This is a genomic window from Vibrio sp. V04_P4A5T148 (assembly GCF_963875605.1).
GTDB lineage: Bacteria > Pseudomonadota > Gammaproteobacteria > Enterobacterales > Vibrionaceae > Vibrio > Vibrio anguillarum.
Genome location: NZ_CAWNMS010000080.1, coordinates 23,941 through 40,402, shown reverse-complemented (window position 1 = coordinate 40,402; position 16,462 = coordinate 23,941). Strand labels below are relative to the sequence as shown.

At 45.6% G+C, this 16,462-nt stretch carries 12 protein-coding genes; 7 read left to right on the top strand and 5 right to left on the bottom strand.

All coding sequences use genetic code 11. The features are described from left to right. Positions 1-24 precede the first annotated feature (24 nt). From AACT18_RS15580 to deoD, 4 genes are all read right to left on the bottom strand, one after another. A complete protein-coding gene (locus tag AACT18_RS15580; protein WP_013868365.1) occupies positions 25-1,605 on the bottom strand; it encodes a diguanylate cyclase domain-containing protein in 1,581 nt (526 codons plus the stop codon). Continuing rightward, on the bottom strand, positions 1,586-3,073 hold the full coding sequence (locus tag AACT18_RS15575; protein ID WP_013868366.1) for a hypothetical protein: 1,488 nt from the start codon (positions 3,071-3,073) through the stop codon (positions 1,586-1,588). The genes AACT18_RS15580 and AACT18_RS15575 overlap by 20 nt, the downstream gene beginning before the upstream one ends. A gap of 163 nt (positions 3,074-3,236) precedes the next feature. Continuing rightward, a complete protein-coding gene (locus AACT18_RS15570; protein ID WP_026028170.1) occupies positions 3,237-4,706 on the bottom strand; it encodes a lactate dehydrogenase in 1,470 nt (489 codons plus the stop codon). Between the two features lie 60 nt (positions 4,707-4,766). Continuing rightward, positions 4,767-5,477 carry a purine-nucleoside phosphorylase gene (gene deoD, locus AACT18_RS15565; RefSeq protein WP_013868368.1) on the bottom strand — a complete coding sequence of 237 codons (711 nt, stop codon included), beginning with the start codon at positions 5,475-5,477 and terminating at the stop codon, positions 4,767-4,769. A gap of 311 nt (positions 5,478-5,788) precedes the next feature. Between deoD and AACT18_RS15560 the strand changes: the two genes are divergently transcribed. The 4 genes from AACT18_RS15560 to AACT18_RS15545 are packed head-to-tail and all read left to right on the top strand — an operon-like array spanning position 5,789 to position 9,923. Continuing rightward, complete coding sequence (locus AACT18_RS15560) at positions 5,789-6,742, top strand: YbgA family protein (RefSeq protein WP_141138389.1); 954 nt, start codon at positions 5,789-5,791, stop codon at positions 6,740-6,742. Next, entirely contained in the window at positions 6,732-7,565 is an 834-nt protein-coding gene (locus AACT18_RS15555) for a MerR family transcriptional regulator (RefSeq protein ID WP_064626600.1), read from the top strand. Before AACT18_RS15560 ends, AACT18_RS15555 begins: the two co-directional genes overlap by 11 nt. Before the next feature lie 16 nt (positions 7,566-7,581). Further along, the gene (gene phrB, locus AACT18_RS15550) at positions 7,582-8,994 is read left to right on the top strand and encodes a deoxyribodipyrimidine photo-lyase (RefSeq protein ID WP_094125049.1); all 1,413 of its coding nucleotides are present in this window, start codon (positions 7,582-7,584) and stop codon (positions 8,992-8,994) included. A gap of 5 nt (positions 8,995-8,999) precedes the next feature. Further along, positions 9,000-9,923, top strand: coding sequence for a L,D-transpeptidase family protein (locus AACT18_RS15545; protein ID WP_017049254.1), 924 nt, complete (start codon positions 9,000-9,002; stop codon positions 9,921-9,923). Positions 9,924-10,031: 108 nt separating this feature from the next. Here the strand turns inward: AACT18_RS15545 and AACT18_RS15540 are convergent, their stop codons facing one another. Further along, positions 10,032-10,301 carry an Lpp/OprI family alanine-zipper lipoprotein gene (locus AACT18_RS15540; protein WP_094125050.1) on the bottom strand — a complete coding sequence of 90 codons (270 nt, stop codon included), beginning with the start codon at positions 10,299-10,301 and terminating at the stop codon, positions 10,032-10,034. A gap of 395 nt (positions 10,302-10,696) precedes the next feature. Between AACT18_RS15540 and AACT18_RS15535 the strand changes: the two genes are divergently transcribed. The 3 genes from AACT18_RS15535 (at position 10,697) to AACT18_RS15525 (ending at position 16,454) form a co-directional block, all read left to right on the top strand. Next, entirely contained in the window at positions 10,697-12,043 is a 1,347-nt protein-coding gene (locus AACT18_RS15535) for a DEAD/DEAH box helicase (protein WP_026028423.1), read from the top strand. Between the two features lie 256 nt (positions 12,044-12,299). Beyond that, positions 12,300-14,312, top strand: coding sequence for a prolyl oligopeptidase family serine peptidase (locus AACT18_RS15530; protein WP_094143024.1), 2,013 nt, complete (start codon positions 12,300-12,302; stop codon positions 14,310-14,312). Beyond that, the gene (locus tag AACT18_RS15525; protein WP_094125808.1) at positions 14,313-16,454 is read left to right on the top strand and encodes a TonB-dependent hemoglobin/transferrin/lactoferrin family receptor; all 2,142 of its coding nucleotides are present in this window, start codon (positions 14,313-14,315) and stop codon (positions 16,452-16,454) included. Positions 16,455-16,462 lie beyond the last annotated feature (8 nt).

Below are 16,462 nucleotides of genomic sequence, written 5' to 3'. Positions count from 1 at the left end.
GGTCGTTTACGACCCTTCGGAAAGTTACTCAGTGCACACTTGGTTGCGGCCATTCGCTTTCGCACGATATAAGGCTTTGTCGGCGCGGTAGAATGTGCGTTGTGTATTTTCACCATCTCGATGCAAGGTTATACCGATACTGACGGTTAAGCCGCGCTCACCTAGAATATCGTGCCAACCAAATTGGAATATGCGTTCTCGATAGTTTTCGGCATGCATTTCAGCTTGGTCGAGCGAGCAATCTTCTAAAATCACCAGAAACTCTTCTCCACCAAAACGGACACAGGAGGAGCCTCGGAATTTAAAGTAGTTTTTCAACTCACGTGAAACATTGACTATCGCTTTGTCACCAACCAAGTGACTAAGTTCATCATTAATCGATTTAAAATGGTCAATATCAATGACTAGAAATGCAAATAGCTTCTCATGAAGCAACAGGTCTTTCAGCTTGACATCTAACCAGCGGCGGTTGTGTAAGGTGGTGAGTGGGTCAGTGAAGACATCCTGTTGAAGTTGGGCTACAGCATTCTTTTGATGTTCGGTGGTTTCTTTGAGCTCGCGATTTTCAATCTCAGATAAGATCAATTTCAATTGCAATTCAAAGCGCGATAAGCGACGCAGTTGATTGGCCCCCAGCTCACTAATCGGGATGTTTTTCATCAGATCAGTTTCAATTCGAAAGCCTTTTTTTTCATAAATCAGGGCGGCTTGATAAAGGCCTTGGCGCTCGCACACGGCACTGAATGCTCGATACAGCTGCTTGGCCATCGTAGGTGACGTGTATCGTTGCAGACGTTTGTCTGTACTGGCCAGCATCATATTGGCAATATGACTTTTGCCTATTTTAGCCAGGCAGTTGGCCGTTTCAATTCGAATCATATTCGATAGCCAGGTGGAATTCATATTCCCAGCACTGTACTGAACACTAGAGAGCGTAATGAGCGCTTTATCGACTTGATCCTGATGAAGATAAAGTTGAGCTTGATAGAGTGAAATTTGCCCGGTAAGAATTTTATCGCTGACCAAAATACTCAACTCTTCACACTCTTTAATTAGGTCGGTGGCGGCGGAGATTCGGTGCAGTTGAATGTAACACGATAGCATGTAAAGTTTATAACGCAGGCGTAATGAGCGGCTGGTGATTGCGTGATCAATACTATCAATTTTTTGATAGTAACGAAGGGCTCGGCTGTGCTCGCCATAAGCATCACACAGGTTACCCATGCCAATGACGGCTAGTACATATTCGTCAATGTAACCTGTGTCGACGGCAATATTAGAAGCGGACACATATTCGTTGAGCGCCGCGGCAAATTCACCGCTTTCCATTAGGCGATCGCTTAAACTGTTTTTCACAGACAAAATAATTTCGGCGTCCTTAGGCAATTCAAGTAATGCTAAGGCGTGACGAAGCTCCTCTATACTGGCGGACGACTGATGCAGTTCTGAACGATACTCTGCACTGATGATGTAGCTAAGTGCTTTTTCTTTTGATGTTGAGGCTATATGTTGTCGGACGTGATTCCAGAAAATGATGGCCTCTTCTCCGGAAACGGAGGTGGCATCCAAACCCGTATCTTTAATCTTACTGAGCAGTACTTCCATGCGACCATTCCTGAGGTTGACTGTCTTCCAGTTGTTCTAATGTGAATGGGAAACTCAAAATGTCTTGGAACATCACTTGAGGTAGCGACCCCGTTAATCCTTTTCTTTCCCAGGGGTATATTTCAATCATCTTAGCCAATACATGGAAGACGTGCAGCGCTGCATCGCCTTTATCGGCAAGAAGCAGCGCTAAGCGTTCGCTACTTAAACGAGAAACGAGATCTTTTTGGTTACAGAGCGAGTGAGCAATCTCGGTACATACATCGAGGTACTTTGAGTCGTTATGTTGGATGACAATGACAGCGTGATTAGAATGCTTCAACTCGGTCTTGAACAGCATGAGTTGTTCCCACCAATAAGTCTCTGAAACTACATTGGAGAGATGTTTCTCTGGGTCGTATTCGTGTTGACCACGAATACGGTTAATGAGTTTACGTGCTCGTTGCTCAAGTTGTCGCTTAGAGGCTCTTGCTTTATCAAGGCCAATGCGCGCCGTTTGTTCTCGAAGCATCTCAACCGTAAATTGGCGATATTTCTTAAATGAGGCTAAAGAAGCTTTAAAATCACCACGCTGCTCTGCGACTAGGGATTGTTGGTAGCAAATTTGTGAAAGTAGCTCACCTTTATCAAACGAAGCAGCAGAGGCTTCAGCAAGAAGCAACAGCTCAGTTGCTTTCTTGGAGTCTTTTCTCAGCAGTTCCAAACGAGCTCGACTAATGAATGAGTGGGCCTTCATCCACACAAGGTTATGCTCCACGGCAAGTTCGAGTGCTTTGGTGGTTGCCGCTTCCGCATCTTCGATTCGTTCAAGCCCGAGCAGTGCCAAGCCGCGAAAATCCCAAACCTCGGCTTGCCAAGTTTTATCGGGATGATCCTGTAGCGCTTCTTCTGCACCATCGAGCACCGTGAGCATATCAATGTATTGGTTAAGTAGATAGAGATCCCATGCCCACAGAATACGGGCTTTGCCTTCTAACCAATGGATACGGGCATTATTAGCAACTTTAACGGCTAGCTCGTGTGTTGAACATGAAAGTTGATATTCGTTGGTAATACGCCAAACATTACCCAGACCAATGAGGCACTCTATCTGGATATCAACTTCATCAACCAGAGCTGATTGTTCTAAGGCATTTATCCAATATTGTTGGGCGGTATAATATTTTGCCTGACCCCAAAGTTGCAGCGCGTGAATATGCAGAATTTCGGGAAGGCAATCATCAGTATCGAGGGTATTTTGAGTGGATAAGGCTTCTTTAATGTATTTTAAACCCACACGGTAGTCCATTAGACACCAAGCGCAGCGAGATAAAATGATCAAACATTGAATCGCCCCTTCTGGGAAAAAGATCTGCTGTGCTCTCAATAAACACTGCTCCGCGACGATCGACACCTTCTCCGGCTCAGTTTCAATACGGGCTCTAAGCTGTTCTATTTCAATTTCAAGAAGGTATTGGCTTTTATCCAAACGGGCTGTTCCTCAAAAGTAAGAAGCCTAAGTCACCGATTCATTATATGAAGCCAACGTTAAAGCGCACTATTTACTTTCCCAAAAGTGGGTGCATTGGTTATTCATTACCACAATAATCTGCGCTACTTCACAATCCACAGTCTAAATATAACCTAAAAATCTAAGAGAGTAGTTCTTTCAATGTCAGTGGATGTTTAGTTAATTCCAAATTTTGGGCGGCGGTGAATCCATGTTTATCTTGGTAGCACAGATTGTGCCAAGCACGAAAAATATCCAGCATTGGTTGTAGGCCGCCAGGGCGAAGTTTACGCCTCGGTTCGTTGATAAAGCTTTCGAACAACAGTTGGAAGCGTTTTTGATAGAACTCTGTTTGCTTAATCGATGCTTTATCGAGCCAAGCTTCGGGTGTTGGATTGTCTCCTGCCAAATAGCAAACACCTTTGGCAGCCTGCGCCTGATTGGCAATAGCCCAGCGATCTCGCCACCATCCCATGTGAACAATGTCCGTTTTATTCACGGAATGTCCATTTTGCCATTGCGGATCTTCCTCAACGTACATCAAGTCAACATTCTTACGCTTGATTCGCGGCAAACAGACGCTCAATGCGGCAGAACGTAAAACCGGATCTTGAGGCAGATAGATAGAAACTCGCTTATCTTCAAGGCACAAATCCAGCACGTGGAGGAAGTGAGCATAAGAGGTGTAAGGAGGGCGAATCAAGGCGCCTTTAGAAGGGTAATGAAAAGTGGTGAGGTTACCCATGGGGTCTTCAACATTACCGCGGGCTAAAATCGTTTGGTATTTCTGATCAATACGCTCGCGCAATAGCGGAGATGCGTCAGGAGTGGGTAGATTCGCTTCGGATGAATGTTCACGAGAAACAAAACGCGCGGGCGAGTGATAGGGGTTGTGATCAAGCTCGCCTGCAGGCTCTTCATTGGCGGAATAGTTTACGTGCTGACAGAGTATATAACCTGTTTTGGCTTCACCTGTTGCAAACCACAATACGCCGTTGTCGCTATGGGGCTGGAGCGGGATGTAATTGCAAGCCAGCTCATATTGGTTTGCATGATTCACCCAACGCGCATCAATCATGGCCAGTTTTCGCCGACAGCGACTGGCAATGTGCTCGACATGATCATAAAACGTTTTTGGGTTGATGGATAATTTACGGCAAATCTCTCGCACCGAATAACTCATGAAGAGTAGGCCGAGTAGGGTTTCTTGAAAAACGAGTTTTTTGTTGGCTCCTGACCACTTATCAACAAAGGTACTCTGACAAGCTTTGCAACGGTATCGCTGGCGATCGCCGCTGTAGCCAAAAGCGTGATAGAGGTGTTTGTGCGTATGAACAGATAAACCGAAATTTTGGCAATCATCACTGCGACAAGCGGGCAACCCGTCGCTGTGAAGCTGCCTTAAACGGTGTAATTCGTTTAACACTTCTCGGTTGTTAAGTAAGGGGGGGAAAGCTCCACATTCACGACAAACCATCGTTGGACGCTTCGGGTTTACGCGCTGCAGAACGTACCGTTCGGCTTCACTCAGTCCAAAGTTGTCACACGCCAATGTTTTACAAAAGTTGAGTTGTAAACCATCTGCGTCCTTGGGTAGTTGGTCGTTGGACACAATCGCCCCCTCGGGGTAATTTAAGGCTGCCAATTTGGGTGAGCAGCTGAGGTTTAAAAATTAGATACTAATCGCTGTTTCAAGCGCGACTTTCATCATGTCGTTAAAAGAGGTTTGGCGATCTTCAGAGCTTAATTTCTCACCGCGAATGATGTGGTCTGACACCGTAAGAATCGTCAATGCTTTTGCGCCTAGATCCGCTGCAACACCATAAATACCGGCCGCTTCCATATCCACACCTAAGATGCCAAGCTTATTCATTTTTTCGAATAAATCACCTTCAGGTGTGTAGAACAGATCAGCGGAAAACACGTTGCCTACCTTCACGGGCACGTTTTGTGCGCGTGCTTGATTGACGGCCGTTTCAAGCAATCCGTAATCCGCAATCGCGGCAAAATCGTGGTTGTTAAAACGGATGCGGTTAACTTTGGAATCGGTTGAAGCACCCATACCAATAACGATATCCATTAGATTGACATCGTCACGAACTGCGCCACAGCTACCAATACGGATGATATTTTTTACACCGTATTCTGAAATCAACTCGTGAACATAAATCGAGCATGATGGAATGCCCATACCGTGGCCCATAACGGATACTTTTTTACCCTTATAAGTACCGGTATAACCGAACATACTGCGAACATCACAAACCTGTTTAGCATCATCTAAAAAAGTTTCAGCAATGTATTTTGCACGTAATGGATCGCCTGGCATTAGAACGGTTTCAGCGAAATCACCAACTTGCGCATTAATGTGTGGGGTTGCCATCGTTGTTACTCCAAAGTTTTCGAGTCAGCGATTTATCCGCAATAAGTGGATTAAATTACTAATTCTGTTGAATCTGATGTGTTTTGTTGAGGCAATACTAGCTAGACCTGACACTGTTCCTTGAGAGATTTGTCACAGAATGGAGGTTAATACCCTTTTTGTGGCTCATTGATAACTAAAAGTGTTGAAAGTGGTAAGGCAATCGATTTGGGTAAACGTTTACCTTTTATGTGTACATAAATATATTTTGTATAAGGTGGTTGGAGTGTGCTATACATTATACAACAAATATTTTTGTATATGAGGCGGCGATGAGTAATCCAGAAATTCGTATCGGGATCAGTGCATGTGTGCTGGGAGAGCAAGTCCGTTTTGATTCTGGCCACAAAGCGAGTGACTTTGTGACCAAAGAGTTAACGAATTATTTCTCTTTCATACCCGTTTGCCCAGAGGTTTCGATTGGCTTAACCGTGCCAAGGCCTACCATTCGCCTGATCTCTCACGAAGAGCGTTTAGCGCTGGTTGAAACTAAAGATGAAACCAAAGATTACACGCAAGCCATGTTCGATTTCTCAGAACGAAAAGTTGATGAGCTCGAATTGATGAAATTGTGTGGTTATATCGTTTGTGCGAAATCCCCGACATGTGGCATGGAAAGAGTCAAAGTCTATAAGCATCAACGAGCAGACAAAGAGGGTGTTGGGCTTTATACCGCCACTTTGATGCGTAAAATGCCGTGGTTGCCTGTAGAGGAAGATGGCCGTTTGCATGATCCTGTGCTTCGCGAAAACTTCATTACGCGTGTCTACTGTTTACATGACTTTTATCAATCGATAGGTGACAACCCGACACCGGGCAAAGTGGTGGCCTTTCATTCACGTTACAAATTGACGTTAATGGCGCATCACCCGCAAGCGTATCGAGAACTCGGCCGTTTGGTGGCTGAAGTCAAGCAGCATCCGCCACAGTATTTTATTGAGCACTATCGCCAAGGGCTAATGGATGCGCTTAAACACAGAGCGAGCCGTAAAAATAACACCAATGTTTTGATGCACATTCAGGGTTATTTCAAACGAGCCTTAAACAAAGAGCAGAAAGTGGAGTTAGCGCAATTGATTGATGACTATCGAACTGGCGAGCTTCCTTTACTTGCGCCTATTACGTTGCTCAAACATTACATAAAAATGTATCCCGATGCTTATCTGCAGCAACAGCACTATTTATCGCCTTATCCACAAACGTTAAGGCTACGTTATGGACTATGAGAACGCACTGACTGAAAACATGATGACTGAAAAATTATACGCTATTCGAGACGTTGCCGAGATGACTGGAGTAAAGCCCGTTACCTTGCGTGCATGGCAGCGCCGCTATCACCTTGTTCAGCCACAGCGCACGGAAAAAGGGCATCGCCTTTATTCACAAGAGGATATTGCGACGATTCGCATCATTCAAGGTTGGCTGGCGAAAGGTGTTTCGATTGGCAAAGTGAGTGCATTGCTCAGTGGCAGTGAAAGCATCATTGATACTTTGGCAAATCATGGTTCAGAGCTTTTAGAGCAAGAACAATTGCTGCAAGCTTTAGTGGATCTCAATAAAGGCAAAGCGGAATCAACCATTGCTACGGTATTGAAAGAGTATCCGTTAGAGATTGTTGAGCAGCAGTTTGTCTTTCCTGTCATCGACACGTTAGAGCGGGTTAAAGGACCGTTGCGCAGTTTGCAAAAAGGGCTTTTTCAGGCACTGATGATAAGCAAGTTGAGCTCGATCATTGAAGCGGAAAACAAAGCGGCAACTAAAGGAAAATGTCTTTGCGTTAATCTTGATCCAACATCGAGCATACTGGCTTGGCTATGGTTCGTGGGAAAGGTGGAAGCTGGTTATAACCTCACTATCTTAGATGGTGTCGAAGATCTTACCGCTCTTGTTGATCATGATGCTTTAGCAAACTACCAACAGGTTGCGCTGTTTGCCAACCGAGCACTAACCGAGCAGCAAGTTCAAGCGTTACGGAAATTGCGTATCTCACTGGGAGATAAGCTTTCGTTGTCAGATGTGGTTGCTCGTCTGCACCATTCGTTAGATTAATCAGTAAGGATGTACAGTGAAATTACTCTGGCTGCGCCGAGATTTACGATCCGTTGATAATACGGCATTACATGCCGCCATTGATGGTGAAGAACCTGTTGTTGCCGTATTCATTGCAACGCCAGCACAGTGGCAAAAACACCATCTTGCTCCGATGCAGGCGGATCTTATCTATCGGCGTTTATTTGAGCTGCAACGTGAACTGCAAGCACTCAATATTGCTCTGCTGTATGAGGAAGTTGATGATTACGCTGATGCTGCGCAGCAGATCGCCACCATGGCTAAGCAGCTCAATGCCAGCGCAGTGTTAGTTAATCGCGAGTATGAAATCAATGAGTTGCAGCGTGATGAGATGGCGAACCAGTTTTGCCTAGAGAGCCAGATCGAGTGGCGAGCATACGACGATAAGTGCATTATTGCGCCCGGTTCGGTCAAAAACAAGCAAGGTGATTATTTCAAAGTCTTTACGCCTTTTAAACGAGCGTGGTTATCACAAGCGGCTCTACCTCAAATTTTACCAACGCCTATTTCTGCACATTATAAACGCATAAAGGATCTTGAGCCGTTGCTGTGGAGCGAACACCGCTCGTTCAGCTATCCACGCATCAGCAGTGATCATTGGGTGGTAGAGTTCGATGCAATTCGCGCTAAATTACGCCAGTTTTGCCGTGATAAGGTACAGAATTACCACCAGCAGCGTGATTTTCCCGCGTTGGATTCGACCAGCGCACTGTCACCTTATCTCGCAATAGGGGCGCTTTCTGCGCGTCAATGTATGGCGCGTCTATACGCTGAATCGCAACATATTGGGTTGTCTGAAGGGGCGCAAACTTGGCTGAGCGAAATTATTTGGCGTGAATTCTATCAGCATCTGATCGGGTTTCGTCCTGATCTCTGTAAGGGAAAAGATTTTGCACCTTGGGGGAAACATGTATCTTGGTGGGAGAACTCAACGGCCTTTGAACGTTGGCAGCAGGGTCAAACCGGGTTCCCTATTGTCGATGCGGCGATGCGCCAACTCAATAAAACTGGGTGGATGCATAACCGATTAAGGATGGTTGTGGCCAGTTTTCTAACCAAAGATCTGCATATCGATTGGCGACTTGGTGAACAATATTTTATGCAAACATTAGTGGATGGCGATTATGCATCCAACAATGGCGGTTGGCAGTGGTGCGCTTCAACTGGGTGTGATGGGCAACCTTATTTTCGAATTTTTAACCCTACCAGCCAAGGGGAACGTTTTGATCCGAAAGGTGATTTTATTCGTCAGTGGGTACCTGAATTGGCTTCGTTGCCAGATAAGTACATCCACACGCCTTGGAAATTCCCTGCCGTCAATTCCTTGTCATATCCCGCGCCAATGGTTGATCATAAAGTAGAAAGAGAGATAACCTTACAGATCTATAAAGACGCCAAGGATACCTGATCACCATGCTACGCAAGCTACTCTCTTTGTGTTGTTGCTGGGGTGCGCTCAGTGTGAACGCGTTTGCCGCGACTTATGATTTTCCTGCCGAAGGCAGTAGCATGGTTGGCCGAACTCAATATCACGTGATTGAGCAGGGCGAAACCTTAGCGCAAATTGCAAAACAGTACGATGTTGGGTTTTTATCTTTGATGGCGGCTAACAAAGGAATTGACCCATTTTTGCCGCAGCAAGAGTTTGTGCTAACCATTCCGTCACAAATTATTTTACCGCACGTGGCTTACGAAGGCATCGTCATCAACTTAGCTGAACTGCGGCTCTATTACTTTGAGCCTGAAAAACGCAAAGTGCATATTTTCCCCGTCGGTATTGGCCGTATTGGTCGTGACACGCCCGAAATGGAAACCACTATCAGCCAAAAACGGCCGAACCCAACTTGGACACCTCCTCAATCGATCCGCACTGAATATAAAGCGAAAGGTATTGAACTGCCTGCGGTGGTGCCTGCTGGGCCAGATAACCCGCTTGGCGAATACGCGCTTCGTCTCGCTTATGGTGCGGGTGATTATTTGATCCACGGTACCAACAAAGATTTTGGTATTGGTATGAGAGTCAGCTCAGGTTGTATTCGTATGGATCCCAAGGATATTGAATGGCTGTTTAAGCAGGTCCAGCGTGGCGAGAAAGTGAAAGTAATTGATGAGCCGATAAAATTAGCCTTAGAGCCAGATCGAAGCGTATTTCTTGAAGCTCATGAACCTTTAACGCGCAGTAACGGCAGTAAAAAAGAGTTGCAGGTACCGCAAGAACTTCGCTGGTGGTTGGATGAATTTAACAAATCAGATGCGAAAGCGAGAGCGGTGATCTTGGCGCAAAATGGTGTGCCTGTCGAAGTTGTGGCTGCAGATTTTTCAACCTCATTGGAGTAATTAAAGAAGTTGATGAGTTCATTAATGGTGAACCATGTAATAGCAGCAATAAAAAAGGCTTGAATTAACAAGCCTTTTAAGCAATTTCAGCTATGGAATATAACGAAATTATTTCGTGTATGACTGAGCAATATTATCGATACGCTCGTTTGCACGAGCCGCTTCTTCTTGCGCAGCGGCAGCGGCATCAGCCGCTTGGCTTACTTTAGACGAAAGTGTCGATTGCTCGCTCTTAAGTGCAGAAATTTGATCACTGAGTTGGCTAACTTGGTCGCTTAGCTGATCCATTTTCGTCATTGCTGCGTCATCAGGGCCTGATGCGCAACCAGCAAGTAGAAGTACAGAAGAGGCTGCAGCTGCAATTAACATCTTATTCATTATTGAACTCCTTGTTTGTAAGATTATTATCAATGACGCCCTATTATACTTTTCCTACTTGAAGCTACAGCGGTGCTGTTTACCTGCAACGTCAAGTTGTTTGGGTATACACTTGTTTGGAAATCATCATATAGTGACGAACTCAATTGTAGACACTATTCTAGCGTTCACCCAGTAGCCGAACGTCAAAATAATCCAAGAATTTCAATTTATGCTCATTTACTCCGCTATGTCTCATCGTTAAGAGACGTATTTTCTATCTTCTTATGCTTTGAAAAAGTGTGCGTGCTGATTATTTTTATGTGATCTCTATCTATCTAAGCGCCTTTCGGGCTATCATATTGCGTTTTCATTTTGACCTCTTGCCCTATTTATTGTGGCAACTTTACAAATTTTTGGAGAATCCTTTGCAGTTTAAAGATTTAGGCTTAGACAATCGCTTATTGAAGACCCTCAAACACTATGACTTCAAACAAGCGACAGAGATCCAACAACAAGCGGTTCCCGTGGCGATTGCAGGTAAAGATTTGTTGGCATCCTCTAAGACTGGTTCGGGTAAAACATTAGCGTTTGTTTTGCCAATGCTGCATAAGTCTCTAAAAACTAAAGCGTTATCAGCAAAAGACCCTAGAGCTCTGATTCTTGCTCCGACACGTGAGTTGGCCAAACAAGTGTACGGTGAGCTGCGTACTATGCTCAGTGGGTTGAGCTACGAAGCAACGCTGATTGTGGGCGGTGAAAACTTTAACGACCAAGTAAAAGCACTGCGCCGTTTCCCCCGTTTTATTGTGGCGACTCCCGGTCGTTTAGCGGATCACTTAGAGCACCGTTCGTTGCGTCTTGATGGTTTAGATACGCTGATCCTTGATGAAGCTGACCGCATGCTGGACCTAGGTTTTGCTCCGGAACTACGCCGTATTCATCATGCAGCGAACCACCGTCGTCGCCAAACACTGATGTTTTCCGCAACGCTTGATCACGGCCAAGTGAATGACTTTGGTACCGAGTTGCTTAAAGATCCAAAACGCATTTCGATTGGTGTTGTCAACGAAGAGCATAAAGACATCACCCAAAAATTCTACCTCTGCGATCATCTCGATCACAAAGAAGCCTTACTCGAACGCGTGCTGCAAGAAGCCGAATATCGACAAGTGATCATTTTTACCGCGACCCGTTCTGATACTGAGCGTTTAACGCTTAAACTCAACGAGCAGAAACTGAAAGCCGTTGCGTTGAGTGGTAATTTAAATCAAAACCAGCGCAACACCATCATGAGCCAGTTTGAGCGCGCTGTATTTAAAATTTTGGTCACGACGGATGTGGCTTCACGCGGCCTTGATATCGCGAACGTGACGCACGTGATTAACTTTGATATGCCCAAACATACGGAAGAGTATGTGCACCGTGTTGGTCGTACAGGCCGTGCGGGTAATAAAGGTGATGCAATCTCGCTGGTTGGCCCAAAAGATTGGGACAGCTTCAAGCGCGTGGAAGCCTTTTTGCAGCAAGATATCGAGTTCTCTCAATTTGATGATCTGAAAGGTAAATTTACCGGACTAAAACCACGTGTTCCGGCCTTTAAGAAAAACGCAGCCGCTAAGACTAAAAGTACTAAGCCCAAGGCGAACACCGCCAATAAGAAGCCCGTTAAACGCGATAAAACCTTTTATCAGAATGTGGCAGTGGGTGATGCGGTATTTGTGCCGAAAAAGAGAGTTGCACCTAAAGTGGACGATGAGTAACAGCGAGCGTCTTGTCAGCGTGACCTTTCGGTCAATCGAATCTGCTGACGGACTCAATGCCAGTATTTGCTGAGACAACCTCACCCTAATTATAAAAACACCGCCAAATAGGCGGTGTTTTTATATACACGCAAACGTTCACCCTTATAAATCCCATAATTTCTTTATTTTATATAAAAATGATAATTGATCTCATTATCGTTTAGTGGCAAGCTGCGCCTCATTATAATAATTGGCTATGTTTTCACTGATCATAATGAAATTACTCAATATCATTGCTTTTGTTGTTGGTTTGTCTTGTTTTTATTCATCTTATGGTGAGTCACTGCAGTGGCTGGAAGATGGCTCGCGTAGACAGCCTAAGGTTCGAGCACACCTTGAAGATCACAATAAAAAAACACAACAGTGGCTCAATCAAGCCACACCACTTTCTAATGCACTAGTCAAAACATGGTCAGAGAGTAAGAGCGTAAAAGCACCGACACCTTGGCTCATCCAGTACCAAAATTACTATCATGATCAAGTGATTAAGGGTGAACGTTTTATTGTTAAAAAGACCGCAGAAGACAGCCCAATTGAGCGATTGGTCAATATCAGTGTAAGACAGCAGCAATCAGATTATTACCAGTTAGCCAATTGGGCGGTGGCAAAAGGGGACCGCTTTATTGCATTAAGCGAAGATTTGACTGGGGAAGAGCACTACACGCTGACGCTGGTGGATCGTGTATCGAAGCAGGAAATCGTGCTTAGCCAATCTGCAACGACTCAAGCGATTTGGTCTGAAAATGGCCAATACCTCTATTTTTTGGCGGCAGAAGAAAGCCGTTCTTCTAGCTTATTGCAGCGCTATGATGTGCTGAGCAAGCAGACAAAAACCCTATGGGAGTGGGCTGATCCGCAGTGGATCGTGTCTCTCTATTTGGCGGCGGATCCGCATTTTGCCCTCGTGCAAGTCAACAACGAAAACAGCAGTGAACAACGTATTTTAGAGACCAACAGCTCTCACTTAAGCCTTCCGCTTCGTGCCGCACAGCCGGGTATTGAATACTACGCAGACGTTGCTAATGGCTGGCTCTACATCAATAGTAACCTCAACGGCAAGTTTGCACTCTACCGTCGATTACTGAGCATGAATGAAAACCCTTGGCAGCTTTTTTATGCGCCAGATGATCATTCCACGCTGGATAATTTTTATTTATATCAAGCTGGCGTTGTGGTTAAAACCAACCAAGCACAGCATTCTCAACTAGCCATTATGGATCAGCATGGAAAGTTGAGAGCATCACAGCCTTTGGCAACAGAAAGTGAAGTCGCTTGGGTCTCTCATAACGGTGATTGGCAAAGCAATAAACTGCGCGTGCGTTCAATGTCGATGGTTTCTGCAGGAGTTTGGCGTGAGTTTGATGTGGCAAGCTTACAATGGAAGCGACTGGGTCAAGACCACTATCCTGCTTATTTACCGGAACAGTATGAGTCACAACAGATTGTGGTGGATGTTGATGGCGTGGCTATTCCTGTCACTTTGGCGTACCGAAAAGACACCTTGAGCGCACAGTCCAGCGTCTTTCTTTATGGCTACGGCGCGTATGGCGTCACGATGCGTCCGTACTTTATGCCACAAGTGATCAGTTTATTGGATCAAGGCGTAATTTATGCGATAGCTCATGTGCGCGGTGGTGGCTATCACGGTGAATTATGGCACCGCGCTGGGTCTGGCATTCTGAAAAAAATAGGCATCTCAGATTTCCTGAACGTCGCCTCTTCATTGCAGCATTTTAATAACGGCCAACGCGCTATTTATGCGATTGGCGGCAGCGCTGGTGGAACCTTAGTTGCGGCCGCGGTTAATCAAAACCCAGCACTTTTTGCTGGAGTAGTGCTGCAAGTGCCTTTTGTGGATGTGCTTAGAAGCATGTCCGCAGAAGACTCCTCTTCACTCTCGGTGCAGCAGCGAGAAGAGTGGGGAGATCCTAGCCAGCCATTGCAACGCTCAGCAATTGAAGCTTATGACCCACTACTCAATATTCAAGCCAAACCTTATCCGCCAACCCTCGTCCGTGTCGGGTGGTTTGATAACCGTGTCCCTTATTGGGAAGGCGCGAAATACATAGAAAAAATGTCGCTGATGAGCACGGGTAGCGGGCCTTACTTGTTATGGACGGACTTCAATAGCGGGCACAGTAGCGATTCACGTAAGGCACTACAGCAACAGGCCGTGGAATACGCCTTTCTTCTTACCATAGATAAAAACAAAAAAGCGGAGCAGTAAATGAAGCTTTCTCCAATCACCGCAGCGGTGCTTAGCGTGCTTGCGGTAGGGTCAGTGCATGCCGAATTCAGCCTAACCAAGCTTGAAGAAGTGGTGGTGAGTGCCAATAAAGTAGAACAGCCGCTGTCAAAAGTCGCCGGCTCAATATCAGCGATTGACGGTGAAACCATTGAAAAACAAGGCGCGACAGAACTGTATGATGTATTGAGTCATGAACCCGGAATCAGTGTTACGGGTGGCGCTGGTCGGCCACAAAACATCACGATTCGAGGGATGACGGGCAACCGCATTGCGATCATTCAAGATGGCGTCGCCGCATCGGACGGCTATGGTGCCAATGACATTAACGACAAAGTAGGCCGCAATACTTTCGCCTTAGACAACATAAAAAGCATTGAGGTTGTGAAAGGGGCAGGGTCTACCATTCATGGTTCGGGCGCGATCGGCGGCGTTGTGGTTGTCACCACAAAATCGCCGGCGGATTATTTGCAAGGACGTGATTTCTATATTGATGCCTCTGGCTCTTACACAGGCATCAGCAATCAATATAAGAGCAGTAGCACGCTAGCGGTGCGCAATGGAAATGGTGAAAGCTTGGTGACCATTTCATATTGGCAAGGCGAAGAGACTCGCAACTTTAACCAAGATCTCTATAACCGAGATATTGAAGGATTCAGTGCATCGTTAGCCCACGATCACATGGTCAATGATTCGCTGTTACTCAGTGCAAAATTTAACGCCTATAAAGATGAAAACATCCGCAAAGAAGGCATTGCTTCCATTCAACGCGATGACAAATGGGAAAGCAAAGAATTTTTTGAACAGGAACAGCACCAAACCTTATCGGCATCATTGGGTGCGCAATTAGATACCCTTTCTTTCTGGGCAGACCATGTGGACGCCAAGCTTTACTGGCGTGATAGTCAAAGTGATACTCAAACCAATCGCTTATTGACCAAAGAACATGCCTTTTTCGACACCCTTGAATTTCGTCGTGAGAGACGCGATGAAAGTTTTTCTGATCAGTTGATAGGGCTATCGGTTGATTTAGAAAAAGCAGCACGAGTCCACAACATCGAACACCAATTTATTTACGGTGCAGTGCTTAATACCAATCGTTATGAACGCCCTCGTCACGTGGATACCAAGGATTCCAATGGGGAAACCTACGAAAATATTATTCCGTTTGCACCGGCGAAGGCCTATGGTTTGGGCGTCTATTTGCAAGATAGATTCAGCCTCAACCAGTGGGCATTTAGCGCTGGTTTACGTTTTGATTTGAATAACCTTACTCCTCAGTCAGAGCAACCTATTGCTGGTTTTGCTGTTAGTGAAATTCAAACCAGTGAATGGTCACCGAGCGCATCCGTAGCTTACCAGTGGACGCCATCATTCAACAGTTACCTCAGTTACAACCACGGCTACCGCGCTCCGACCTATGACAAAGCCTACGGTGCGGCAGACCACAGCTTTGTTCCACTGACGCCGTTTTTTATCGCGCCGAACATGAATTTACAGGCTGAAACCAGTGATAGTTTTGAGTTGGGTTCAAAATACGATAATGGCCAATCTCAAGCTTATGTCGCGGTTTTTTACTCTCTCTTTGACAATTTCATGGACACCAAAGACGTGGGATTTGATAGCGATAGAGGCGCTTGGATCAAGCAGTACCAAAATATTAATGGCGTTGAAACGTATGGCGTGGAGTTCACCTTCGCCCATCAACTGAATCAACAATGGTCAACCACGTTCAAAGCGGGTTATGTGGATGGCAAAGATGATCAAGATGAATACGTTCGTACCATCACGCCGTGGGAAGGTAATGGACAACTAAATTACCAGCAGCAAGATTGGGATGCCTACGCACGTTGGAACTGGGCGAGTTCGATGGACCGAGCACCAGCATGCTCTGATGATATCGGCCGTAAAGCGCAATGCGCGCAAACGTCGGCATGGTCTACGGTCGATCTTGGCGTGAGTTATCAAGTGATGCGTGACCTTGATGTGAGCCTCAACATCATGAACCTATTTGACCGTGAATACGTTCGTTACCAAGACGTCGCAGGTGTAAGTCAAAGTCAAACTCTCTATTCCACTGAGCCCGGGCGTTACTTTACCGCTACGGCTAAATACGTGTTTTAGGAGCTAGA

Coding starts and splice junctions, on each gene's coding strand:
- AACT18_RS15580 (WP_013868365.1), bottom strand. CDS start 1,605: ATGGAAGTACTGCTCAGTAAGATTAAAGATACGGGTTTGGATGCCACC.
- deoD (WP_013868368.1), bottom strand. CDS start 5,477: ATGGCAACCCCACACATTAATGCGCAAGTTGGTGATTTCGCTGAAACC.
- AACT18_RS15560 (WP_141138389.1), top strand. CDS start 5,789: ATGAGTAATCCAGAAATTCGTATCGGGATCAGTGCATGTGTGCTGGGA.
- AACT18_RS15555 (WP_064626600.1), top strand. CDS start 6,732: ATGGACTATGAGAACGCACTGACTGAAAACATGATGACTGAAAAATTA.
- AACT18_RS15545 (WP_017049254.1), top strand. CDS start 9,000: ATGCTACGCAAGCTACTCTCTTTGTGTTGTTGCTGGGGTGCGCTCAGT.
- AACT18_RS15540 (WP_094125050.1), bottom strand. CDS start 10,301: ATGAATAAGATGTTAATTGCAGCTGCAGCCTCTTCTGTACTTCTACTT.
- AACT18_RS15530 (WP_094143024.1), top strand. CDS start 12,300: ATGAAATTACTCAATATCATTGCTTTTGTTGTTGGTTTGTCTTGTTTT.
- AACT18_RS15525 (WP_094125808.1), top strand. CDS start 14,313: ATGAAGCTTTCTCCAATCACCGCAGCGGTGCTTAGCGTGCTTGCGGTA.